The organism is Flavihumibacter fluminis, from assembly GCF_021491375.1.
GTDB classification, from domain to species: Bacteria; Bacteroidota; Bacteroidia; order Chitinophagales; family Chitinophagaceae; genus Flavihumibacter; species Flavihumibacter fluminis.
This window is the reverse complement of record NZ_JAKEVY010000001.1, coordinates 595,963-620,091: the sequence shown is the minus strand read 5'-3', so window position 1 is coordinate 620,091 and position 24,129 is coordinate 595,963. Positions and strand designations below refer to the sequence as shown.

General features: G+C 45.5%; 16 protein-coding genes. 9 read left to right on the top strand and 7 right to left on the bottom strand.

What is annotated here, in order from left to right:
- Nucleotides 1-167: 167 nt before the first annotated feature.
- A complete protein-coding gene (locus L0U88_RS02830) occupies nucleotides 168-1,994 on the top strand; it encodes a serine hydrolase domain-containing protein (RefSeq protein WP_234864092.1) in 1,827 nt (608 codons plus the stop codon).
- On the opposite strand, the gene L0U88_RS02825 is transcribed toward L0U88_RS02830, so the two are convergent.
- The 6 genes from L0U88_RS02825 to L0U88_RS02800 are packed head-to-tail and all read right to left on the bottom strand — an operon-like array spanning nucleotide 1,947 to nucleotide 9,574.
- Nucleotides 1,947-2,984 (bottom strand): FAD:protein FMN transferase, encoded by a 1,038-nt coding sequence (locus tag L0U88_RS02825; RefSeq protein WP_234864091.1) that lies wholly within the window; start codon nucleotides 2,982-2,984, stop codon nucleotides 1,947-1,949. The two genes, L0U88_RS02830 and L0U88_RS02825, sit on opposite strands and share 48 nt — an antisense overlap.
- 9 nt (nucleotides 2,985-2,993) lie before the next feature.
- Nucleotides 2,994-5,189 (bottom strand): PepSY domain-containing protein, encoded by a 2,196-nt coding sequence (locus L0U88_RS02820; RefSeq protein WP_234864090.1) that lies wholly within the window; start codon nucleotides 5,187-5,189, stop codon nucleotides 2,994-2,996.
- Between the two features lie 18 nt (nucleotides 5,190-5,207).
- Nucleotides 5,208-5,687, bottom strand: coding sequence for a DUF2271 domain-containing protein (locus tag L0U88_RS02815; RefSeq protein ID WP_234864089.1), 480 nt, complete (start codon nucleotides 5,685-5,687; stop codon nucleotides 5,208-5,210).
- A 13-nt stretch (nucleotides 5,688-5,700) separates the two neighbouring features.
- On the bottom strand, nucleotides 5,701-7,080 hold the full coding sequence (locus L0U88_RS02810) for an ankyrin repeat domain-containing protein (RefSeq protein WP_234864088.1): 1,380 nt from the start codon (nucleotides 7,078-7,080) through the stop codon (nucleotides 5,701-5,703).
- Nucleotides 7,081-7,131: 51 nt separating this feature from the next.
- On the bottom strand, nucleotides 7,132-8,643 hold the full coding sequence (locus tag L0U88_RS02805; RefSeq protein ID WP_234864087.1) for a M61 family metallopeptidase: 1,512 nt from the start codon (nucleotides 8,641-8,643) through the stop codon (nucleotides 7,132-7,134).
- A 16-nt stretch (nucleotides 8,644-8,659) separates the two neighbouring features.
- Nucleotides 8,660-9,574 carry a pirin family protein gene (locus L0U88_RS02800; protein WP_234864086.1) on the bottom strand — a complete coding sequence of 305 codons (915 nt, stop codon included), beginning with the start codon at nucleotides 9,572-9,574 and terminating at the stop codon, nucleotides 8,660-8,662.
- 83 nt (nucleotides 9,575-9,657) lie between these two features.
- On the opposite strand from L0U88_RS02800, the gene L0U88_RS02795 reads away from it, so the two are divergent.
- Both L0U88_RS02795 and L0U88_RS02790 read left to right on the top strand, forming a co-directional pair.
- Nucleotides 9,658-11,208: a M20/M25/M40 family metallo-hydrolase gene (locus tag L0U88_RS02795; protein WP_234864085.1), complete on the top strand. Its 1,551-nt coding sequence runs from the start codon at nucleotides 9,658-9,660 to the stop codon at nucleotides 11,206-11,208.
- An 89-nt stretch (nucleotides 11,209-11,297) separates the two neighbouring features.
- Nucleotides 11,298-12,425, top strand: a complete 1,128-nt coding sequence (locus L0U88_RS02790; protein WP_234864084.1) for a serine hydrolase domain-containing protein — start codon at nucleotides 11,298-11,300, stop codon at nucleotides 12,423-12,425.
- Here the strand turns inward: L0U88_RS02790 and L0U88_RS02785 are convergent.
- Entirely contained in the window at nucleotides 12,422-14,971 is a 2,550-nt protein-coding gene (locus L0U88_RS02785; RefSeq protein ID WP_234864083.1) for a TonB-dependent receptor, read from the bottom strand. The two genes, L0U88_RS02790 and L0U88_RS02785, sit on opposite strands and share 4 nt — an antisense overlap.
- Nucleotides 14,972-15,203: 232 nt before the next feature.
- Between L0U88_RS02785 and L0U88_RS02780 the strand changes: the two genes are divergently transcribed.
- From L0U88_RS02780 to iolB, 6 genes are all read left to right on the top strand, one after another.
- Nucleotides 15,204-16,322 carry a D-TA family PLP-dependent enzyme gene (locus tag L0U88_RS02780; RefSeq protein ID WP_234864082.1) on the top strand — a complete coding sequence of 373 codons (1,119 nt, stop codon included), beginning with the start codon at nucleotides 15,204-15,206 and terminating at the stop codon, nucleotides 16,320-16,322.
- A 122-nt stretch (nucleotides 16,323-16,444) separates the two neighbouring features.
- The gene (locus tag L0U88_RS02775) at nucleotides 16,445-19,342 is read left to right on the top strand and encodes a PSD1 and planctomycete cytochrome C domain-containing protein (protein ID WP_234864081.1); all 2,898 of its coding nucleotides are present in this window, start codon (nucleotides 16,445-16,447) and stop codon (nucleotides 19,340-19,342) included.
- 1 nt (nucleotide 19,343) lies between these two features.
- A complete protein-coding gene (locus L0U88_RS02770; protein WP_234864080.1) occupies nucleotides 19,344-20,798 on the top strand; it encodes a DUF1501 domain-containing protein in 1,455 nt (484 codons plus the stop codon).
- 11 nt (nucleotides 20,799-20,809) lie between these two features.
- A complete protein-coding gene (locus L0U88_RS02765) occupies nucleotides 20,810-22,201 on the top strand; it encodes a c-type cytochrome domain-containing protein (RefSeq protein ID WP_234864079.1) in 1,392 nt (463 codons plus the stop codon).
- Nucleotides 22,202-22,281: 80 nt separating this feature from the next.
- Nucleotides 22,282-23,259 carry a class II fructose-bisphosphate aldolase gene (locus L0U88_RS02760; RefSeq protein ID WP_234864078.1) on the top strand — a complete coding sequence of 326 codons (978 nt, stop codon included), beginning with the start codon at nucleotides 22,282-22,284 and terminating at the stop codon, nucleotides 23,257-23,259.
- The gene (iolB, locus tag L0U88_RS02755; RefSeq protein ID WP_234864077.1) at nucleotides 23,256-24,125 is read left to right on the top strand and encodes a 5-deoxy-glucuronate isomerase; all 870 of its coding nucleotides are present in this window, start codon (nucleotides 23,256-23,258) and stop codon (nucleotides 24,123-24,125) included. Before L0U88_RS02760 ends, iolB begins: the two co-directional genes overlap by 4 nt.
- The last annotated feature ends 4 nt before the right edge of the window (nucleotides 24,126-24,129 follow it).

Below are 24,129 nucleotides of genomic sequence, written 5' to 3'. Positions count from 1 at the left end.
TTGATTGCGATGGGTTGATGATAAAAACTACTTAAATCTAGTAATAAATACTAAAAATATGTTTAGTAATACTAAATTAATAGAAGGCTAATAATTTATTAACGGCAGCTTTGAGTTCTTACCTTAGGATAATTTCTTGAAAGACTGTGGTATTATATATTTATATAGTGAGATATATCATTATTCTACTGGTTTGGATTCTTCATTTACAACCCATCGGTGCCTCCGCTCAGGTTGTTTCAATGGCTATCGAAAATCACCTGAAGGAAATACTTGCAGCCGAAAAAATAAGCGGAGCTGTCATTTCTGTTCTTAATGCCGATTCGGTACAGGTATTGGGAATGGGAGTTAAAAATATGCACACAGGGGAGAAAATGACTGGACAGGAAAAAGTTCATGTCGGTTCTATTACGAAAACTATACTAGCCCTGGGTGTTTTGCGGATGGCAACTGAAAATAAACTGAAGCTGGATGATCCGGTGCATCAATATCTTCCTGGATTGCCTTTTGATAACCTATGGGAAAAGGAACAACCCATAACCATCCGCCACTTATTGGATCATACTTCCGGATTGAGTGATTTACGGCTCTGGCATTTTTTTAGTACCGGATCAACTCCTGATACGCCATTGGAATCTTTTTATCGAAGCAATCCTGCAGTATTGAAAATTTATTCCAAACCTGGTAGTGTTTTCTCCTATTCTAATATGGGCTATACTCTATTGGGAATGGTAATCGAAGCAATAGCCAAAGAAAGATACGAGCCCTATTTAGACAGCGTACTGCTGAAACCATTGGGCATGCAACAGAGCAGTTTTCAGTTTTATTCACAAACTGGTGCTGAAGCAGTTTCGGAGCTGGCTATGGGACATTTTGATAATGGCGAAATGGCACCTGCCATGCCAATCTTTCTTCGTCCGGCTGGCCAATTTACCACCACCGGTGAAGACATGGTTTGCATTATTAAATTGCTGCTAAACAAAGGTGTTATAAACGGTGAGCAATTCATTCTAAGTGATCTGATAGACCAGATAGGGAAACAGACACAAACCATCGCAGCAGTAAATGGATTACCAAATGGGTATGCTTTGGGGGCAGTTTCAAGAGACCGGCACGGTGTAGTTGGCATCGCACATTCCGGAAATATTATTGGCTATAAGGCTATGTTGTATGTTTTTCCAAAGCAGGGTAAAGGTTTTTTTATCGCATGTAATATGGATAGTGAGTCGGCAGACTATGAACAATTAAATAGAATGCTGATTGCAGGATTGAGCATGGATTCCGAGATTCTCCCAACCATGGCATCTATTCATCCAAGAAAGGCCAGTAAAAAATGGGTCGGCTATTATGCTCCTGTAATCCCTAAAGTTGAACCCTTTCAGTTGTTGGAACGAATCAGTTCCTTTACCAATGTGTCAATGGATAAGGGTACACTTTCTATTAAACCTTTTCAGAAAAAAGCAATACCACTATTGACCAATGACAATCGCCTATTTATTACGGATGGTAAAGTTGGATATTCACATTTGTTTTATGAAAATGATGCAAGGGAAAAATTTCTCACCACCGGTACGCAGACATTGAAAAAGGTAAATGGAATACAAATCATCCTTCCAATGATTAGTATATGTATGGGACTATTAAGTTTGGTGTTACTGCTTTTACTCGGAACCATACAGTTAATTAAAAGTCCGGCTTTATTTCAACAGCAAGCATATTCCTTTTCGTATTATGCTGTATGGTTGCTGGTTATTGGCGGCTTACTGGCTGCAAGTAAAGGAATAATCTATCTGGGAGATATGAATATGGCAACTGTCCTTCTGTATGCAGCTAGTTTCGCATTACCAATTTCCTGTGCATTCTCAATCTTCCGGTATTGGAGGCAGCCTGGGAATCCGTTTAAAAAGTTTGATTTTTGGGTGCTTGTTTTTCTTGCACAGTTCTGCTTACTGCTGGGCTTGAATGGCATGCTGCCTTTCGCTACCTGGAATTGAAGAAATAGTGCTCAATACTTTTTTGAAATTTCGCGACTTGTGCTTTTTCCCCTTTGTTGTCAATAGGAGACAAGCATATACCGGATGTTCGTTGATTAACCGGAGTCCCTTTTTCTTTCCCAATACCATGATGGCGGTACTGAATCCATTGCAGTTTTCTGCATCCGGACCAATTACTGTTACACTGGTGAGCCCATAACTCGGCATGCCTGTTTTGGGATTGATGATATGGGAATACCGTTTTCCATCAATCTCCACATATTTTTCATAATCACCCGAAGTAGTAACCGCTCCGTTATGCATCTTTAAAATGGCTGCCGGTTTGGATCGTTTGAAAGGATTGGTTACCCCGATGGTCCAGGCTTTTCCATCTGGCTGGCTACCCCAGGTTGTCAGATCTCCCGAAGCATTTATGATTCCTGCCGGAACACCCAGTTCCTTCATCAGTGCCCGCCCCTTATCGGCCGCATAGCCCTTACCGGTAGCTCCGAAACCGATTTTCATTCCCTTACGTGAAAGATAAATGGTACTGTTCACAGTATCCAGTTGAATAGATCGGTAACCAATATTCGCTATGGCCTGTTGAATAGTAGCTGAATCCGGCAACTGCTCCATACTGCCATCGAATTTCCAGATCCGGTCCATGGCAGCAAAGCTGATATCAAAAGCGCCATCTGTTAATTCGGATATTTGCAGCGCCCGTTGCGTGAGTTCCAGTAGCTCCCGATCCACTTTAACCGGTTGAATCCCTGCCATCCGGTTGATTGCAGACACCTGTGATCCGGGAATCCAATCAGAGATGAGTTGCTCGATCCGATCAATTTCCGCAATCGCTTTATCGATATATTTTTCCGCCGTACTGCTGTCTGCGGCAACAATTGAAATATCAAAGCGGCTACCCATTAAGGTGAGCGTTCGCTTGCGTACAACCTGTGCCGTTGTTGAAAGATAGCTGGAACATAAACATATAATAAGCAGGAATTTCTTCATCGATTCAATTTAATAGCAATCTGCCAGTACCTGTCCCAATGCCTTGTAGTAATGGAGCGATTTGCCATTCTTTTCCTGGCAAATCTGATCCAGCACCTGCTCCACATCCTGCTGCATGGCCAAAGAGCCACAAATCAGAATGCTTCCCTTGGTAGCTAGCAGGCTGGCAAAAAAGCTTGCATCCCGCCGAATTAAATCCATCACATAAGCGGGATGTTCTTCCCTCGAAAAGGCTAAAGAAGCTGCTTTCAGTTGTTGTTTTTGGATGGCCGTATCACAGATTGCCTTGTAGTCTTGTACAGAGGAATATCGGTGTCTGAATCCTGCATATAGATGCAAAGGCCGACCGGCTTTGTTTTCCGCAATCATACCAAGAAAGGGCGCAATGCCGGTACCATTGGCAATCAAGGCAATTTCCGGAGCTTTTTCTGGCAAATGAAAAGAGGGATTGGGAATAATTCTCGCTTTGATTTTTTCGCCCACTTTAAGGTTGTGCAGGTATTGAGATCCCAGCCCTTTTGTATGGAGTTTCACGACCAACTGCATCCTTTTGCCAATTCTTGCGATGGAGTAAAGACGTTCCCGTTCATCACCTGCCGGATAGATGGCCAGCAAATCACCGGAACGTACAGTAGCTGACCGCGGTATTTTCAGGGTTACACTAAAATTCAGATCCTGTTCAGTTGCAGTTGTTTTTTCGATTATATGTAACTGTTGTAAACCAGGTGGTTGTCCGCCGTAGTTTACCGGGCTCTCCACCAGTGCAATCCTGTTTTTCGAAGCCCATGCCTTCACCCATTTTACAAAATCTTCGGTGGATTTATCATTCACCTTATACAAGGGTAGGTTTCTTCTGGCCCATGACTGCTGTTCCAGCCAATCATCTACCTGTACTGCATAACCGCAAAATTCTTTATAGGTGCGGGAACCAAAACCTACAACCGAAAATTCAACTTCTTGTAATTGTGGATATTGATATAATTTCTTCTCAAAGACCCGGGCACTGTTGGGCGCATCTCCCAAGCCGTAGGTAGAAGTAAATACCAGCAATTGCCTGGCGGATGGATAGGCCTGGTAACGATTCATTTCTGCCAGGTAGGATTTTATCCCATTTGCCAATAGCTGCAGGTGTACCTGTTGTGCAAACCGAAGCGTGCTGCCATTTTCAGAACCCGTCAGTAAAATAAATTCGGCATCTTCTGCTTGATAGCGATTCTGTGTTTTAACGCCCAGTCTTCTAAGAGTAATCCGGAAGCCCGAATAGATAAAGAAAAGAATATTCAGCGAGGCAATGCCAATCACGATTGCCCAGATACTATTGGTTCTCCCGGTATGCAGATCAAGACTGATGCTTTCCCAAACCTGTACCAACGGGTATTTTTTTTTCTGCAGTACCGCTCCGGTAAATTGATGAACCGTTAATTCCCGATCCTTTAATTGTATTTTAAAATACTCCTCCGGATCACTGTCCAGTGGAAATTCAATTTTTACGACATCCGCCAGCCGGGTTTTCTGGAATACCGGGAACTCAGCCAACGATCGTATAGTGGTTTCCGTTAGTTCTACAATTTTTGTGTCGGGAGAAGTTTCTTTGGTCAACAACTCAAATCTGACCAGGAATAAATACGTGCCACTTGCTGCGAGTAAAAGCAGCGGAATCAATAACAACCTGCCTGCAACCACATGATAGTACTGAGCAGTAAAATCACGGCTCATGCGATCAAAAAAATGACGGATGCCTTTTTGTCGCTGAATGATCAGCAGTGTGCCGGAAAGCACAATCAGCATCAACAAAAAGGAAACAACACCAACTATAAACCGTCCGGTTTCTTGCAAAAACAGGGATCTGTGAAGGGCCAGGTTCCATTGTACAAAATCCGACTGAACAAGGGGGGCTCCCAGTAGTTCACCAGTTTTCGGGTGAACATATCCGTTTATTTCATTACCAGCTGTATCAAAGCCTTCCGCTTTTACAAATCCGTGCGCGTCTATGCTGAGCTGCAACAGTTCCGGATATTTTTCCTTTAAAGCCGGCAGGGATTCTGATAGCCTGATCTGTTCAAACCCTGCTGCTTTGTAAGGCTGATTTTTTTCACGGATGACATCCACCGCCAATACCACCCCGGTTACCGCGGCAACCAGCAGGAAGAGTGAGCAAACAATTGCCAGTGCCAGGTGCGATGTCCGCCAGATGGAAGCTGTCATTCGAACGATTGAATCCCCTTATTGAACTTTACTTAATTTGACAAACCGGATATAACCCTTTCCTTCTGTTTTTTGGGTAAGTGCTTCCGTAGTCATCGGTATTTCCACATCAACCATATGATATTGCTGGTCTTCCACTGAACTCTCAAATCGAAGTTTATATCCTTTATTCAGGAGGCCTTCATCCAATACAAAGGTTGCACTTGCCCGGTCACCACCTGCAACTGAAGCGCCTGTTATTGCACTCAGGTTTTCCTTCTTTTTGCTTTGCTGTTTATGCCACTCCTTAAAACTGTTGTACCATTGTTTATCCGGTCCCATTATGTAAAGTGTCTTATCATAGTTACCCGACGGGTTGATCAGGGACACTACGATATAGGCTTCCTCACCTGTATAACTGGTGGTTTGTAACAAACATTTGTATTTGGTTTGCTGGGCAATGGCGGTTGAGCTCCATGTCAGGCAACTCATTACCAAACTCACTATAAATAATCTCATGTATCGTTATTACTTATTTTAAAAAATCGAGTCCTACCTTTTTCTCTTTCAGAAATCCATTTTCTTTCGCCAGGTCATACGCTGTTTCATCCAGTTCGGTGAGCAGCTCTTTCTTTGCTCCGATAGATACCAGGTACTTCAACAACTGGTCATCTTTTGCGACGAGGGCTGCGCGGTGCAGGGCTGTCATGCCATCCTTGTTTTTTGCATTGATGTCGATTTTTAAGGGAGCCAGTAATTGAAACAGCTGAATGTCGTTTTTGGCTACTGCCAGATGATACAGTGTATTGCCATCCGGTTGAGCAGTATTCAGGTTAACACCTTTAGCAATCAACAGGTTCAACTTGTTGGTGAAATCAATTGGTGTTTCGCCTGCACGTGGACTGCGATACGACTGCAACAGGTAATATCCCAGGTTTCCTTCCTTACTGTTAACCACAACCGAAGCCCCTTTATCTAGCAGCCAGCCAACCATTTCAGCAGTACTGAATTGAACCGCATGCGTAAGCGCTGTTTCTCCTTTTTTATCTGCTTTGTTGATATCTACTCCTTTATTCAGAAAATACTGGATGGTCTCCTGCTGATTGGGACGACGTACCAGGTAGGGCAGTATTGTTTCGTCGTTTTCACCCACTGCGGTTGCTGGAATTTTTAACTCTTCCACGAGGTATTGATATACTTCCTGTTTGGCTGCTCCACCGCGACCGCCCTGTGCTGCAAAGAGCAATGCCTGATTGCTGTGTTTCACTCCCTTCGCTTTCAATTTTTTCAGGAGTTCCAGGTTGCCGGAACGCGCTGCATAATCAAAAGCTGTTCTGCCTAAATCATCTGTATCAGTATAGGAAAGGCCTTTAGTTACCAGGTATTCAGACAGCACCAGCTCTTTATCATTGGCAATGCCAAGCAGCAACAGGCTGGCGCCATTTTGGAATTTTTGTTTGGGATTATTGCCCGCTTTAAAGAGTACCTCATAAACAGCCGTATTGGTTTGCCCGTTTGCCAGTGCATAAACCAGGGGAATGGTACCCCGGTCATCCCCAAAATTGATATCAGCTCCCTTTTCCAGCAGGTACTTCACCACCTCGATGTTTCCCCTGGAGGCCGCCCAATGCAAATAGATCCGGCCATCATGTGTTTTTTTTCCAACTCCATTACCATCCTGTGAAACCAGGTATTTAATGATTTCAGTAGTTGCATTGTTATTAATCGCCATGGTCACCACATCAAAATTGCCTCCATTGGCTTCTGAAGGTTTGTTTCCTTTGGCGATTTCGGCTTTTACAGCAGCAAGATCAGGATTCGTTTTCCAGAAATCGGCCCGTAGGAGTGTATTGTTTTGAGCCAGCCCCAAAATGGGAGCCAGCAAAAGGCAGAACAGAACGGTTTTTTTCATGGCGCAAAGTTACCATGGGCCCCTTCGCTCCGGTTTACGAATTCGGAAAATTTACTGAAAGAAGACAGTTAAAATCTGTTTTTCGGCAGCAGATGCATTAGGGTTTTCTGTAAACTGTACCCTGTTTTCAGGTTTTGCCTGGTTGGGAATCAGTTGGAAAATCAGTCCCGCTTTTGAAAAATAAGTGCCGTAATCAATTGGTTTGGTGGTATAGATAAGGGAAAAGAGTTCATCCAGATTTTTACCCGCAATCTTCTCACAAGCTGCTTTTAGCTCAGCTTCTGTAAATCCCCGGCCTTCAGCTTTGTAATAGGTGTAGTACAGATGCCGCATCAGATCATCCAGCGATTTTTTATTCTGAGTCGAGGATCGGATTTCCAAATCAAGCAACAAACCTATGATCGGCCCTTTCTCATAAAAGGAGATGGTTTCCCCTCTTTTACCAAACGGACCATCCTCCCATGTATCCCTGCTCGAGGCTGCGAGGCTTTGGTTGAAACGTCCCGGATTGTTTTCGTATCGTTCAATCATTTGTTGCCATTGCCGGATCACATCCTGGCGATTCAGAAGTCCGGCACGGTAGAGCAGAATACTTTCATAATACACCGTCAGTCCTTCGCTAACCCAGAGTGAATTAGTGCGATTGGCTTTTGAATAGTCGAACGGTCCCAGCTCAATTGGTCGTATTCTTTTCACATTATAATGATGGAAATATTCATGCGCCAGAAAACTCAGGGTTCTTTTGCCTCCTTTATTGAATTCATCCCCGGTAAAACTGATGGCCGTGGAGTTGAGTTGTTCAATGCCACCATTGCCTGGCCCGATTCCTATAAATGTATAATGTTTATAAGGGTATTCACCCATTAGCCGGCCTGTTGCCAGAATGATTTTTTCTAGCTGCTTCATCAACAGGGCTCCATCAAAACTTCCCATCTCATAACCAATAAACCGATGTTGTTTCCCCTCTAATGAGAAGGATGGCAACTCAGTCAGTTTACCCATAAGCAGGGGACTGTCATAAACCTGGTCCATGGAACTGGCAACATAGGTTTCCGGGGCAATCGAATCCAGCCCGGTTGCCACCCGGTTCCAGCCAGGGCGCAGTTCCAGCTTGATTTTTACAGGAAGATCCAGGTAGTTATCGCCATAGAAAAAAAGACTGGTGGGTCGAATAAACGCTCTTTTATCATCAATATAACTGGTAGCAACAAACGAACGTTCTGTTTTATATTGATACCTGATGCGTATTTGTTTTTCCCTCTTTGTGGCAATTCTCCAGGAATGATCACCGGTAACTTGCCATTGTAACGGCCGGCCTGATTTATCGGTTATAGATAACCGTTGAATTCCTTTGGAATAGGGCATGAGCTGATAATAACCCGGAGTCCATACCGGCAGTTTGATATCCTGTACTGCAGCTGGGTTCAGTGGCCAATCCATAGTTATCTCAAAGGTGTTGGAGTCGGCCAGATGGGTTGAAACATAAATCTGAATGGTGTCCTTCTGAGCAGAAGCTGTAAGTGTTACCACTAACAATAAGCTGCATAAAAAAAATCTAAACATTGGTTGTAGTATTGAATCAGGAAAGTAGTCCCGGATTGGGTCCTCCTGCAGGTTTTGATTTGTCTTCTGGCAATGGAATATATTCATGGTTGTCATTTGGTGGCAGGATGATCCGCCCCTGTTTCCAGTCTTCTTTTGCCTGTTCAATTCGTTCTTTACGGGAGGATACAAAATTCCACCAGATAAACCGATCGCCCAGTGGCTCACCTCCCAACACCATAAGGGTGCAATTCTCTTTTGCCAAAATTACCGGGTCTGATTTTTTGGTAAACACCAGCAGTTGGCCCTCGCGATACAACTGTCCGCCTGTTTCCAGTGCACCCCGAACAATATAAACACCCCGTTCACTGTGTTCCTGTGGCAGGGCAAAACGGGTACCGGCTTCCAGTACTACATGCAGGTAAAAGAGGGGCGATAAGGTTTTCACCTCATTGCGTAATCCGTAGGCATTTCCCGCGATCAGTCGCATCCAGATACCGGTGTCTGTAAAAACCGGCAATTGCTCAGGTTTGAAATTTTCAAAAGCAGGGTCTGCTTCTTCCTCTTTTTCTGGCAATGCCACCCAGGTCTGGATCAGTTCGAGCTGGCCCTTTTGCAATACGGTGGGGTCTTCAAAGCGCTCCGAATGGGCAATGCCCCTGCCAGCAGTCATCCAGTTCACTTCACCTGGAACGATGACCTGTTCAACGCCCAGGCTGTCGCGATGGGTCACCTTGCCCCCCAGCAAATAACTAACAGTAGACAATCCGATATGCGGGTGTGGCAACACATCCATTTTGGAAATGGGGGAGGGTGCTGAGGTAACCGGACCGGCATGATCCATGAAAATAAAGGGTCCTACCATTCTGCGCTGGCGAAAGGGCAGAATACGCTTTACGCGGATATGTTCGCTGATAGCGGCCTGTCTTGAATCGATAACTATATCCAGCATGTATTCCAGTTTTCGTAGGGTGAAAGTAAGCAGGTTCGGGATATTTCGTAGCTTGAAGGCTTAACAATAACACTTAACCGAACATGAGATTTCTGCAGCAAACCCTGGTAGCGGGTTGTTTTCTGATTAGTACCACCGTATGGGCACAAAAAAATGACTCCCTCGTAGTGGCAGCCATTGTAAAGGAAGCTACTGAACAATCACAATTGGAAGTACTGGCACACCAGTTGACGGATGGTATCGGACCGCGACTGGTGGGTACCCCACAAATGAAAAATGCAGCCGATTGGGCCATTGCCAGGTATAAGGAATGGGGCATTGATGCCAGAGTGGAAAACTGGGGTGAATGGAGAGGCTGGGAGAGAGGCATCACTCATATCGACATGGTATCACCAAGAGTGAAATCCCTGGAAGGAATGCAGCTGGCCTGGAGCCCTAGTACTAAAGGAAAAACTGTAACAGGCGAAACCATCATCCTGGCCGATCAACCCGATTCCATCTCCTTTCAAAAATGGCTTCCCAATGTAAAAGGCAAGTTTGTGCTGATTTCCATGAAACAGCCTACCGGTCGCCCTGATTACAACTGGCAGGAATGGGCTACTCCGGATTCCTTTGAAAAGATGAAAAAAGAAAGAGAAGCGCAAACAGCTGCGTGGAGACAACGAATCAGTAAAACCGGATTAAATGCCAAAGCATTGGCGCTGGCTATTGAGAATGCAGGTGCAGCTGGCATTATTTTAAGCAACTGGTCTTCCGGTTTCGGCGTTAATAAAATCTTTGGTGCCAACACCACCAAAATTCCCACGATTGATGTGGCACTGGAAGATTATGGCATGCTCTATCGCCTGACTGAATCCGGCGTTAAAACGGTACTGAATGTACGCGCTGATTCCAAAGAGTTGGGAACTGTACCAACTTTCAACACCATGGCTGAAATCAAGGGAACAGAAAAACCCAATGAATATGTAATGCTCTCCGCCCATTTTGATTCCTGGGATGGTGGCACGGGTGCCACTGATAATGCAACCGGCACCATTGTGATGATGGAAGCGATGCGCATTCTTAAAAAAGTGTATCCCAATCCGAAAAGAACTATCCTGGTAGGGCATTGGGGCAGTGAGGAGCAGGGACTGAATGGATCCCGGGCATTTGTGGAAGATCATCCCGAGATTGTAGCCAATCTGCAGGCATTGTTCAACCAGGACAATGGAACGGGAAGGGTAGCGAATATATCGGGACAAGGATTTTTACATGCGTATGATTATCTGGGCAGGTGGTTGTCTAAAGTGCCGGAAGAAATCCGTAATGAAATCGAAACCCGTTTTCCAGGATCTCCCGGTGGTGGAGGATCGGATTATGCTTCTTTTGTAGCAGTAGGTGCACCTGGTTTTTCACTGAGTTCCAAAAGCTGGTCTTACGGTTCCTATACCTGGCATACCAATCGGGATACTTATGATAAAATTGTATTTGACGATGTGCGCAAGAATGCCATCCTGACTGCTATATTGGTGTATATGGCCTGCGAAGAGCCTGAAAAAACTTCCAGGGAAAAAGCCGTACTTCCGGTCAATCCGAGAACGGGCAAGCAGGGCGAATGGCCGGCCCAGCGAAAAGCCAAAAGAAGTGGGAAATGAGAATTATGAAGTAAGAATTATGAATTATGAAGTTGGACCCTTCTCACATCTCACGTCTGACGTCTCACTTTAAAAACTATGCATACATTATGATAAGATTCCTGCTCCTCTTACTGCTTCCCGCCATGGCCGTTGCGCAAATCGAAAAAGCGGAACTTGCCATTCAACACCTGATTGATTCTGGCAAGGCAGTAGGCATAGCGGTTGCCGTAGTAAAAGAAAATAAGCTCGTTTACAGTCAGAATTTTGGGTACAAGCAGCTCGAATCAAAAACTCAATTAAGCAATACGGATATTTTCCGTATTGCTTCTATTTCCAAATCCTTTTCAGCTACAGCTATTTTACAACTGGTGGAGGCACGTAAGCTTAAACTGAGTGATGACGTAAGTGAGCTGATTGGTTTCAGGGTGCGCAATCCCCGGTATCCGGATAAAGTGATTACACTGGAGCATTTATTATCTCATCGTTCCAGCATCAACGACCGTCAGGGCTATTTTACCCTGGATGCTATCAACCCGGCAAAAAATCCGAATGCAGATAGTTGTTATAATACGTATGCTCCCGGCGAAGGGTACCAGTATTGCAATCTGAATTTTAATATGATTGGTACCATCATAGAAAAGTATAGTGGAGAGCGATTTGATCAGTATGTTAAAAAACATATACTGGATCCATTGGGTTTATATGGCGGATATTGCATTGATTCACTGGATGCCAGTCGTTTTGCCACGATTTATGAATATGTAAATGATACCATCGGATTTCGCGCTTCTCCGGGGGCTTATGCGCCGCGCAGTGAGGAGATCCGGAACTATACCATGGGATATAGCACACCTGTTTTCTCACCAACCGGTGGTATGAAGATTTCTGCGATTGACCTTGCCCGTTATATGATGATGCATATGAATTACGGAAAGAGTAATAGAAAGCGGCTTATTTCTCAAAAGCATAGCCGCTTGATGCAAACCCCTTTGTCTGCCCAGGAGAATTATGGACTGGCATTGGAAAAAACAACCCGATTAATAACAGGCAAAGAGCTGGTCGGGCATACAGGTTCCGCCTATGGATTGTACAGTGCCATGTTTTTTGATCCAGCCGAAAAATGGGGGATTGTGGTAATCAGCAATGGCTGTACCCCCCGGTATGCCGAGGGGTACAATGCTGTTATCAGATCAGTGATTGAGCAGCTGTATGCAGGAATAATTAAAGCTGATTAATTTATGGCGTACCGCAGCGTGACGCCATAAGTTCGCTGGTCTCCCAATACGGCAGCATAGTGCCCTGCATTTCCCGCGGCAGGAAGCAATTGCTCAAAGTAATTTTTGTTCAGCAGGTTTCTGCCCCAGAGAAAAATGCTGATTCCTTCTCTCGAACGATAGCCCACTCTTGCATTAAAAAGCGCATAACCGGGAACGTTCAGATACTTTGAAGGAGAAGGGCTCGAAGAGAAACCAGTACGGAAATAATTGTCGATTGCCAGGAAATAACGGCCTTCTTTACTGAATACTTTTTTGACAGCGGATTGAATTTCGCCACCTATTGATCCTGCCCATTTTGAGATCCCGGGGAGGCTACCGTTAGAAACATTCTTGAAGGAGGTGGAGGATCCGGTTTCTTCCAGGGGTACAGGAGCATTTGTAAAGGAGAGATACCTGCCTTCCGTATATGCGAGATTGGCGTACAATGTCAGGTGGTCATTGATCTTATAGTTCGCATCCGATTCAATTCCCCAAACTCTTACTTTTTCCGCATTGGCAAGATAACCACGATTTACACCCACTTCCGCAGTTTGTACCTGTGTCTGATAATCCTTTATATCGGTCTGGTGAGCTACGATGTTGAAAATAAAATTTCGGCTGGGAGAAGTTTTCAAACCTACTTCATAATGGGTTACATTTTCCGGTTTGATCCTGGCCAGTTCAATCAATACTTCTCCGTTGGAGGTCGGCAATCCACCCAGGTTGATGCCAACCGGTTTGTAACTCAACGAATAGGTTGCAAATGCATTGATATCATTTCTTACCTTATACGACACCGTTAGTTGTCCGGATATATTACTTTCATCCACATCGGCGGTGAATGCCTGGTTGGTGTAAACAGCTCTTTTCAAAGCCAGCAGCGCCGGGTCTTCTGTCTGAAGTCCGCCATAGGTTTGCCGGTCAAAGTCAACTTTTTTCCGATCATAGTTATAGCGAATACCAGGTAATACATGCAGTTTTTCTGTTATCGCCCAGTCTAACTGACCAAATGCCGCTGCGCCAAAGGTTTCCAATCGGGAACGGGTTCGAATACCATAGCCTTCAAAGAGTCCGGGTGTGCGCCATAAATTACTCGTACTGCTTTGCGAAAACCGCCATTGAGCAGCTCCGGATTCTTCGATGTGGAAAGGATCGGTTTTTAGATCTTGTCCAATTAAAAACACGCCGGCAACTCCACTCAGCCTGGAAGAAAATTCCCCCGCATAACGAATTTCCTGGGTCCATTGCTGGTGTTTGGAAGTAGCCTGGGAGAGTGTTAGTACGGGTAATCCAGTAAAGTCGCGGTCATTGGAAGGGTCCCAGTTCCAATAGCGCCAGGCGGTAGTGGAAGTAAGGGTACCACCACCGATTTTGGCATCCACATTTACAGAGAGTCCTCCCAACTGGTTACCTGATTTCCAGGTAGTATTATGATCCACAATCCGGTCAAAGGGATTGCGGGAGGGGAGTTGATAACCCAGGTCTGCGATGATACTGTCAAACTGCCGGTAACCAGCCCGCTGGGTTTTTACCACACCAGCTACCACCTGTGCATAACCATCCGGCTTTTGATCTGTAATGTCTCCTATAAATGTGATTTTTACCTTGTCGGATGGCGTATACAGTAATTGACCGCGAACCCCAATGTTGTTCAGATCGTTTACCGATCTTCCGGTTGAAATATTTTCAATCAGCCCATTGCGTTGTGTTCCGGAGAAGGAGATACGCCCGGCTAATTTTTTGGAAATGCCTCCGGTAACCGATGCTTTTGCCTGAACAAAACCATAGTTCCCATAACTTACTTCAAAGCTTGCACCTGGTTTGAATTTCGGCGCTTTGGTAGTAATATTAAACGCTCCGGCAGTTGTGTTTTTTCCGAATAAGGTGCCTTGCGGACCTCTTAACACTTCTATTTGCTCTATATCGATAAAGTCAAGCGTGGTGGCTGCAGGCCTTGCATAATACATACCATCCACATAAAAGCCTACACCCGGATCAATGCCATCATTGGTCAATCCAAATGTGGATCCAATACCTCTTATGTTTAAGGTCGTATTACGCGGATTGGAAGAATATAATTGTACCGTTGGTACCAGTTCTTTTAACCGGTTTACATTAAAGGCACCGGCATCCTCCACCTGGGCTCCTCCCAGTACTGAAATTGGAATCGGTACGTCCTGGGCAGATTCCACCCGGCGGCGGGAGGTAATAACTACATTCGAAAGCTGTGAATTCTCCAGTAAGATGATGGTAATGGAAGAATCCTTCAACTGGTTTAAAGGCAGTTCTGCAGGAGCATAACCGGCAGAACTGATTTGCAGCGTAAAAGGGAGGGGCGGTAATCCTGTTAAGGTAAAATGCCCCTTTGCATCCGCCACCGTAGAGCGGGAAGTGTTTTTGATTTTAATAGTGGCCGCTTCCACGGGCTGCCCTTTTTCATCCTTGATGGTTCCGGTTAGCCGGCTTTGTGCCGTGGCTATAAAACCCGAAATGATAAACAATAGTGTGATAAAAATCTTGTTCATGGTTGCTGGTCTGGTTAAATTTTGACAATAAGTGGCAAATCCCAATAATGTATAATGGATACATTATTAAGCTAAAAGGCAAATCGTCTCAGAATTAGTGGTAATAGTCTATTAATACTGTAGAGAATGTAAAACTAGTGCTTATTTTTATCCTATCAAATAAGTAGACTACTATTTTTAAATTTTTTCGATAATTGAACAGGAGCGATGGTGAAGGCTTATCTTTCTGGATATGAAGCAGGAATCCCCTTGGTTTTTATTTGAAGGCATGGGAATGATTGATTCTCCGGCCCTGGTTGTTTACCCTGAACGAGTGAAACAGAATATCGATACAGCCATTCGGATGGTTGGAGATGTCAAACGGTTAAGACCCCACGCCAAAACGCATAAGTCGCCGGATCTGACTCAACTCCTGCTGCAAGCCGGCATTCAGCAATTCAAATGTTCCACCATCGCGGAAGCGGATATGCTGGCACAGCAGGGAGTGCCGGATGTGTTATTGGCTTACCAGCCAGTCGGACCAAAAATCGATCGATTCCTGCAACTCATGCAGGTTTATCCTGATACCCAATTTTCCTGCCTGGTTGATAATGCAATCAGCGCTGAGGCACTATTGGAGAAAGCAACTACTCTTCGGTTGTCCATCTCCGTGTACCTTGATCTGGATGTGGGGATGCACCGCACGGGAATGAAACCGGATGATACTGCTGTGGATTTATACCTTTATATTAATCAACGGGAAGGTATAACCGTAAAAGGATTACATGCCTACGACGGACACATTTCCGACCCTGATCCTCATGTAAGAAAACAACGTGTGGAAGCTGCTTTCGCACCCGTATGGAAAATGAAATCAATTTTACAGGAGCGTGGCTGCAAAAACGTGGAAATAATAGCTGGCGGTATGCCCAGCTTTCCAATTTTAGCTGGTTATCCAGACCTGGTTTGTAGTCCGGGTACCTTTGTTTACTGGGATCAATCCTATTCCGAAAAATTATCTGACACCCCTTTTATTCCAGCGGCGGTTGTGTTAAGCAGGGTGGTCTCCATGCCAGATGGTAACCGTATTACCACCGATCTTGGGCATAAATCCATTGCATCTGAAAACAGCCTGGATAAACGAGTGCATTGGTTGAATGCAGCCGGACTCACGCCAGTTGGTCACAGTGAAGAACATTTTTTCTTTACTACTACAGAAACAGATGCATTTCAAATTGGGGATCTATTGGTTGGTCTGCCCTGGCATATTTGTCCCACTGTGGCACTGTATGAAAAAGCATTCACTGTGGTAGAGGGTAATATTTCAGGCGAGTGGAAAACTCTGGCGCGGGACCGCAAGCTTACTTTATAATGCGGAAATTCTCCAAAATGCGGAATTTTTTCTCCACTATGCGTAAAACAGCCAGGTTTATATAGTCAGAATTCGGAAGCTCCGCGAGGATTGGTTAAATTAGAAGTCTAACGATTTGCATTATGGGCTTCCGGTTTTTTCGGCAAAAATCAACCTGGGTAGTAGCAGGATTGTTTATCTCCATTGCACTGTTTAGCAGATGCGGAACGGATGCTTCAGCCGGTATTCCGGATACCGTTGATTTTAACTACCATGTAAAGCCCATCCTCGTTCAAAAATGTTATCTATGTCATGGTCCGGATGAAAGCAGCCGGAAAGCAAACCTTCGGCTTGATACCTATGAAGGGGCAACAGCCTTATTGAAAAATGGCGGTCGTGCGATTGATCCCGGCCATGCTGCCAATAGCATGGTGGTGGAACGCATTTATCACAAAGACCCGGACCAGGTAATGCCAACACCCGAATCCAACTTGAAACTTACACAACAGGAAATGGCTATCCTGGAGAAGTGGATCGACCAGGGCGCCACCTATGATCCTCACTGGGCTTTTATTCCCCCTGACAGCAGCCTGCTTGAAAAAAAATATAAAGAAAATGCGGTTGATTTTTTCATTCAGCAAGAACTGGATGAACGTGGAATCAAATCCGCTCCGCGAGCCAATCCCGAATCACTCCTGCGCAGGGTATCCTTTCTCCTAACCGGATTACCACCAACCGAAAAAGAGCAGCAGCTTTTTTTGACTGAAACGAACGAGGATGCCTACGTAAAGATGGTGGATTATTATTTGCAATCCCCCCGTTTCGGAGAGAGATGGGCCCGCCATTGGATGGATATTGCCCGTTATGCGGAAACGCGCGGACATGAATTTGATTATCAGATTCAGGAGGTCTGGCGCTATCGCGATTATTTGATCCGGGCCTTTAATTCAGATATTCCTTTTGATCAACTGGTCAGAGAACAACTGGCCGGCGATTTATTGCCAAAACCAAGAGTCGGTCCGGGTAATGAAAACGAATCCATCCTTGGAACTGCTTTTTTAACGATGGCGGAAGGCTCGCACAGCCCGGTTGATATCCGAAAAGATGAAGCGGATCGCATTGATAACATGATAGATGTAACAGGTAAGGCTTTCCTGGGCCTTACCATTAGTTGTGCCCGTTGTCATGATCATAAGTTTGATCCGATTTCAGCAAAAGATTATTATTCTTTTTACGGCGTTATGGAAGGCACCCGGTTCAGTCCCCAACCGGTTAACCAGGGCTCAAAAGTACAAATACTCCAAAACCTGCAACAAATCCAGGAACAGGTAAGGCAATGGGCGCACCAGCAGCTGCAGGAATCGGGCACTGCTAACGTGCTGCTGCAAACGAATAACCAGCAGCCTGCATCTCCTGCTGATTCCGGATACCAGGTGTTGGGTAATTTTTCCGGTACCGATCTGGAAGGCTGGAAAGCAGATGGACTGGCTTTTAGTAGCAGGACCACTCTTGGTGATCCCGTATTTAATGACCAATACCAATTCATGGGTATCCGGGAAGGAATGGCCAGCAGCAGGAAAACGGCGCTTGGTATCTATGGGGCGCTTCGTTCGCCAGACTTTACCATATCAACCAATTTTATTGGTGTGGAAGCAGCAGGAAGAGAGTCCGTGATCCGGATTGTGATTGATAATTTCCAATTGATTCGCTGGCCGATTTATGGAAATATCGAACAACTGGTAAGCGATACCAAATGGAAACAATATGTATTTGATGTAGGACAATGGAAAGGCCATAAGGCGTATATTGAACTGCTGCCGGGTGTTTATGAAAATCATGTTTTCGTCCAGCGGCCTGATTCGTATGTGGATGCCCGTTATGCTATTGCGTACAATAAAAAATGGATTGAACCAGCCAACAAGGGGCTGGTAGTTTCCGCATTGAATCGCCAGATCAAAAAGCTAAAAGTTGATCCTTCCATACAATCGCTTCTGGAGCAGGAATCCCGGTTACGGCTTGCTCTGCGCGACTCTCTCCGGTTCTTCTATGGTGTTACTGACGGTTTTGGTAAAAACAGTCCGGTTTTCATACGTGGCAATTACCAGGAGTTGTCAGCAGAAAAAGTACCCCGAACTTTTCTAACGGCCCTGGGTACTCGATCCAACAACCTGGATGTAGCCGGTAGCGGACGCCTTCAATTGGCAGAAGCCTTGCTGGAAGAAAACAATCCCCTTACTACCCGCGTAATGGTAAACAGGATATGGCATCATCTCTTTGGAAAAGGAATTGTGGAAACTGTTGATAATTTTGGATTGCAGGGAAAACTTCCATCACATCCTGCATTACTGGATTACCTGAGTCTATCCTTTAAACAGCATAATTATTCTGTTAAACAATTGATCCGTACGATCGTATTATCGGAAACGTTTCAACGCTCCACCGTACCGGTAAATGACAGCAAGGAAAAAGATCCGGCTAATACCTGGTTATCTCATTTCCCTTTGCGGCGATTGGAAGCGGAGGCGATACGTGATGCGATGCTGGCTGTTTCTGGCAGGTTGGATACTTCCATGTATGGTCCTCCCGTTCCTCAGCATATTACTTCCTTTATGAATGGACGAGGTAAACCGGCTCAATCTGGTCCACTGGATGGCAGCGGCAGAAGAACTGTTTACCTGGAGGTTCGCCGGAATTTCCTGGATCCCATGCTGACCAGTTTTGATCGTCCCATTCCCTTTACCAGTTTTGGTAAAAGAGAAGTGACCAATGTGCCGGCGCAATCGCTTATCCTGATGAATGATCCCTTTGTTATGCAGGAAGCGGCGCGATTGGCAGAGCGATTGGAGAAAAAGGGATTGAAGACCCGGGAGGAAAAAATTCAATGGCTCTATAAGAATTGTTTTGGCAGGGCCGCAACAGGAGATGAAATCAGGGAAGCGAATCAATTGCTGACCAGACTAACGGAAAAGAACAGCCGAACTGTGTGGAAGGATTTTGCTCATACCATTTTTAACCTGAAGGAATTCATTTATCTCAATTGATATGAATCAGTTTCAACGACCGCTTAGTCGCCGGGAAATGTTAGGCATCTGCAAATGCGGATTTGGATCGCTGGCCATGCTGGGTATGTTTGGCAGCCTGCTTCCGTCCTGTTCCGGTGTGGAAGCGGGAAAGAACCAGTTACTGGATCACCTGGGTGCCGGCCCCATTCCTCCGGGTTTTGTTCCCAGGGCAAAGAATATTATTTTTCTGTACATGGATGGCGGGATTTCCCAGGTGGATTCCTTTGATCCCAAACCACGACTGACAAAAGAAAACGGAGAAGACCCGGCCAAAAAATTTAAAATGGATGCCACACAGTTTGGCGATACTGGCAAGATCCTGAAAAGTCCCTGGGAGTTTAATCGCTATGGCGAATCCGGAATGGAGATCAGTGAACTTTTTCCACATATTGGTAGTTGCGCGGATGATTTAGCGCTGGTTCGCTCCATGGTTTCCAATTTTCCGGAACATACCAATGCGAACTATTTTTTGCATACGGGAAGCGGTCTGCAAGGCCGGCCCAGCATGGGAGCCTGGGTGAACTATGGTCTAGGATCGGAAAATAGTAATCTGCCGGGTTATGTTGTGCTGGATGGTGGATTGATTCCTCCGGGCGGACTGGATAATTTCAAAAACGGATTTCTTCCTGCAGCTTACCAGGCTTCACTGTTGAGAGCAGGAACAGAGCCCCTTGCGAATATCAAACCACTGGATTCCATAGCCGGTATCCAGGAAGAAAAATTGGCATTCCTGAAAAAGCGGGATGCTCATTTATTACAAAGCCTGGAAGGCAATGATGCGATCGAAGCAGCCATCTCCAATTATGAGCTGGCCTATAAGATGCAGTCTTCCATACCCGAATTGACAGAATTCAAAGAAGAGTCAGCCGCTACTAAAAAATTATACGGATTGGATTCACCGGATCCCAATACCCGCAATTATGCCGCGCAATGTTTGTTGGCCAGGAGGCTGGTTGAACGGGGTGTGCGGTTTATTGAATTAACCTGTCCGGATATTGGAGGCAATGCAGATCGCTGGGACCAGCACTCTAATCTGAAAGATGGACATGAACGAAATGCCCATGCGGTGGATCAGCCAATCGCCGGCTTGTTAAAGGATTTGAAAATGCGTGGTTTGCTGGATGAAACCCTGGTGGTATTTTCCGGAGAGTTTGGCAGAACACCATTCGCACAGGGAACTGATGGCCGCGATCACAATCCGTCAGCTTTCAGCATGTGGATGGCGGGAGCAGGTATCAAAGGCGGAACGATCTATGGTACTACCGATGATTATGGGTATCGGGTAATAGATAAGCCTGTCACTATTCACGATCTGCATGCTACTATGTTGCACCTGCTTGGCATTGATCACAAACAACTGACTTTCCGTTTTGGTGGCCGCGATTTCCGGTTAACCGATGTTCATGGAAATATCGTAAAAGACATATTGGCCTGATTAAAAAGTTTATGCAATTGAATTCTGAATTCTCCTTATTTATCGGGCGCTTTCACCCCTTACTTGTACACCTGCCAATCGGATTGCTGAGTTTCGCGTTGGTACTGCATCTGATACAATGGAAGAAAAAATCCTCCCGGCTAACAGAAGCACTATCCATACTCTGGTTACTGGCAGCTATAAGTGGTGGTCTATCCATTCTGACCGGCTGGTTGCTTTCATCCGGAGGTGATTATGAATCGCAAACCCTGGAGCGTCACAAAAATGGCGGCATCCTGGTGGCAGTACTTTCAATGGTAGTATTTATAACGTATCTGATACAGGGGAAAAGTCAGCGATCTGCATTTCCTATTCTTCGTTTAGTCGGTATCGTTAGTGCGATCGGTTCAATGATCCTTACAGGCCACTGGGGCGGTGCACTTACTCACGGTGGTTCTTACCTGACGGAATACAGCCCCTTTGCGGCTTCGGATTCAATGGGAGCAGCAGGTAGTACTGCAAGGCAAATCCGCGAGCTGGATTCTGCTTATCTCTTTGAAGATGCAGTGATGCCTATCCTGCAGGCTAAATGCGCTAGTTGTCACAATGAAGAAAAGACAAAAGGGGAATACCTGCTTACCAGTCACGCTGCCATTTTAAAAGGTGGCAAATCCGGTGCCGGAGTGGTGCCAGGTAATCTTGCTACCAGTGAACTCTATCGCAGGATCAGTTTGCCGGAAGATCATAAAGAATTCATGCCAACAGATGGTAAAACACCCTTAACAGAGGAACAGAAAGCCATCCTGGAATGGTGGATTGAAACTGGCGCCCATCAACAGCAACGGGTAACCGCATTTGCACCCAATGCGAAAAGGCGGGATGAACTGGTTCGTTTTTTCAGATTGGATCAGCAGGCAGTAGCCGGGTATATTGCACCTGCTCCGGAACCATCAGCCATTGATGCACTCTTGAATAATGGGTACCAGGTTAATCTGCTGACCCGAACAGGCAATCTCCTGGAAGTGAAATTCAACGGAAAGGGGAGTAGCAGGCCTGATCTTTCCGTACTGGCTGGCGTAAAGCAACAACTGGTTTGGTTGCAACTGGAAAACTGTCAGCTGGAAGATGCGGATCTACCCGCATTGGCATCATTGACCAGTCTCTTTAAACTGAATTTGAACCGGAATCCGATTAGCGAAAAGGGTTTGTCTTTTTTGCCGGCATTAACTAAGCTGGAATACCTGAACCTTTATGGAACCCAGGTATCGGAAGCAGGTTTACCCCTGCTGACATCCTTGCCTGCATTAAAAAAACTCTATCTCTGGGAAAGCAAAGTGGATCAGACAAAAATCGATTCCTCCAGCCTGCCGGTCAAGCTGGAACTGGTGCTGGCACTCGACAGCCAGGTGCCCGGGACAGACTAAAAAATAATTTTGCATTATTGCCTGAAAACCTTAATTTAACGTTTTACTAAAACGATTTAGTAACCTTTCCAACGATTGTTATGCTGGTTTCTCCACGCCTGCTTTATTCACATTGTTATGGTCGTTATGCGATCCCTGCCGTAAACGTATTTACGATGGAGCAGGTGCTGGCACTCTTTGCTTCTGCTCACCGTGCAGAAGCCCCCATTCTTGTACAGTTAACTCCTGTGGCCAGGAACTATGCGCATCCTGTTATGTTGCAGGCGATGATTCAGGCCGCAGGACATATTTACCCGGATGTTGTATACGCGATCCACCTCGATCATGGAAATGAAGAACATGCAATTGCAGCTCTTGAGCAGGGATATACCTCTGTCATGATTGATGCTTCACATGATCCCTTTGATATAAATATTGAAAGAACCCGGTTGGTAGTTGAAAAAGCGCATACCCACGGTATTGTTGTAGAAGCGGAACTGGGTGTATTAAGCGGAGTGGAAGATGATTTGTCGGTGGAAGAAGTGGATGCCAAATACACGAATCCGCAACAGGCAAAAGAATTTGTGGAACGTTCCGGCTGTGATTCTCTTGCAGTAGCAGTTGGTACCAGTCATGGTGCATATAAATTCAGTGGCGGACAAGGGATTCAATTTCACATACTTGAAAGAATCCAGGAATTATTGCCCGGCTTTCCATTAGTACTGCATGGCAGTTCCTGCGTAGATCCGGAAGTGGTTAAAGCCATCAATCAGTATGGTGGCAAATTGAAACCTGATGCCTCCGGTGTAAAAGATGAAGAGCTGAAGAAAGCCATTCAGCTCGGTATCTGTAAAGTGAATATCGCAACCGACCTGCGTTTATTATGGACCAGGGATCACCGGGAATTTTTTACCAGTCAGCCAGAGCTGATTGATCCAGTTGTTCCAGGAAGAAAATACATGCAATCCTTCGAGGCATTCATGTTGAAGCGTTTTGAACTGATGGGAGCAGCCGGACAGTCGCGGGCTTTACAACCCTTGATACAGGAAATCCAACACACCATAATCGGACAGGAATGAACAACTTATTAATACATCCCAGGGAAGGGGCATCTGTGTACCAGCGTATAACGGCTGCGGATGCAGGCTGGGAGCACCTGAATATGGAAGCTCGTTTATTAAAAAAGGGCGAAAGCTGGACCGGTTATACTGGTGAACATGAATATGGCTTTATTTTACTGAGTGGTAATTATACCGTGGAAACCAGTCAGGGTACCTGGACCACCACCAATGGACGCAAATCTGTTTTCAGCGGCATAGCACATAGTCTCTACCTGCCCCGCCATACTGAATTCAAATTGACTGCAACCAGTGAATTACTCGACATCGCTGCAGGATGGGTGAAAGCCAAAGCGGATTTTCCGGCCCGATTCAAAACACCGGAAGAAGCTGCCATTGAAATCAGGGGAGGAGAAAATGCAACCCGCCAGATCAACAGTCTGATTGAACCGGGTTTCGGTTGTTCATCACTGGTAGCTGTTGAAGTGTATACGCCTTCCGGCAACTGGAGTTCCTTTCCGGCGCATAAACATGATGTTCGTATCCTGGATGCAAACGGTGAATTGAAAGAAGCCGATCTCGAAGAAATATATTTTTATAAAATAGACAAACCAGGCGGTTTTGCATTGCAACAGGTGTATACCAGTGATCGTTCCCTGGATGAAATCCTGCGGGCAGGTAACAACGATGCCGTGCTGGTTCCGGAAGGGTATCACCCGGTGGTAGCACTGCATGGATACAACTGTTATTACCTGAATTTCCTTGCGGGCAGTGATCAGTCACTGGCCAATACACCCGATCCGGATCATAGCTGGTTATTTGACAGCTGGAAATTCAGAGATCCGCGAATTCCCATGGTAACTGCTGAAATGAACAATCAACCCTAAGACC

What these genes read in the sequence shown, in the direction of transcription:
- L0U88_RS02825 (WP_234864091.1), bottom strand. Translation starts at nt 2,984, where the DNA reads ATGAAGAAATTCCTGCTTATTATATGTTTATGTTCCAGCTATCTTTCA.
- L0U88_RS02820 (WP_234864090.1), bottom strand. Translation starts at nt 5,189, where the DNA reads ATGACAGCTTCCATCTGGCGGACATCGCACCTGGCACTGGCAATTGTT.
- L0U88_RS02815 (WP_234864089.1), bottom strand. Translation starts at nt 5,687, where the DNA reads ATGAGATTATTTATAGTGAGTTTGGTAATGAGTTGCCTGACATGGAGC.
- L0U88_RS02810 (WP_234864088.1), bottom strand. Translation starts at nt 7,080, where the DNA reads ATGAAAAAAACCGTTCTGTTCTGCCTTTTGCTGGCTCCCATTTTGGGG.
- L0U88_RS02805 (WP_234864087.1), bottom strand. Translation starts at nt 8,643, where the DNA reads ATGTTTAGATTTTTTTTATGCAGCTTATTGTTAGTGGTAACACTTACA.
- L0U88_RS02800 (WP_234864086.1), bottom strand. Translation starts at nt 9,574, where the DNA reads ATGCTGGATATAGTTATCGATTCAAGACAGGCCGCTATCAGCGAACAT.
- L0U88_RS02795 (WP_234864085.1), top strand. Translation starts at nt 9,658, where the DNA reads ATGAGATTTCTGCAGCAAACCCTGGTAGCGGGTTGTTTTCTGATTAGT.
- L0U88_RS02790 (WP_234864084.1), top strand. Translation starts at nt 11,298, where the DNA reads ATGATAAGATTCCTGCTCCTCTTACTGCTTCCCGCCATGGCCGTTGCG.
- L0U88_RS02785 (WP_234864083.1), bottom strand. Translation starts at nt 14,971, where the DNA reads ATGAACAAGATTTTTATCACACTATTGTTTATCATTTCGGGTTTTATA.
- L0U88_RS02780 (WP_234864082.1), top strand. Translation starts at nt 15,204, where the DNA reads ATGAAGCAGGAATCCCCTTGGTTTTTATTTGAAGGCATGGGAATGATT.
- L0U88_RS02775 (WP_234864081.1), top strand. Translation starts at nt 16,445, where the DNA reads ATGGGCTTCCGGTTTTTTCGGCAAAAATCAACCTGGGTAGTAGCAGGA.
- L0U88_RS02770 (WP_234864080.1), top strand. Translation starts at nt 19,344, where the DNA reads ATGAATCAGTTTCAACGACCGCTTAGTCGCCGGGAAATGTTAGGCATC.
- L0U88_RS02765 (WP_234864079.1), top strand. Translation starts at nt 20,810, where the DNA reads ATGCAATTGAATTCTGAATTCTCCTTATTTATCGGGCGCTTTCACCCC.
- L0U88_RS02760 (WP_234864078.1), top strand. Translation starts at nt 22,282, where the DNA reads ATGCTGGTTTCTCCACGCCTGCTTTATTCACATTGTTATGGTCGTTAT.
- iolB (WP_234864077.1), top strand. Translation starts at nt 23,256, where the DNA reads ATGAACAACTTATTAATACATCCCAGGGAAGGGGCATCTGTGTACCAG.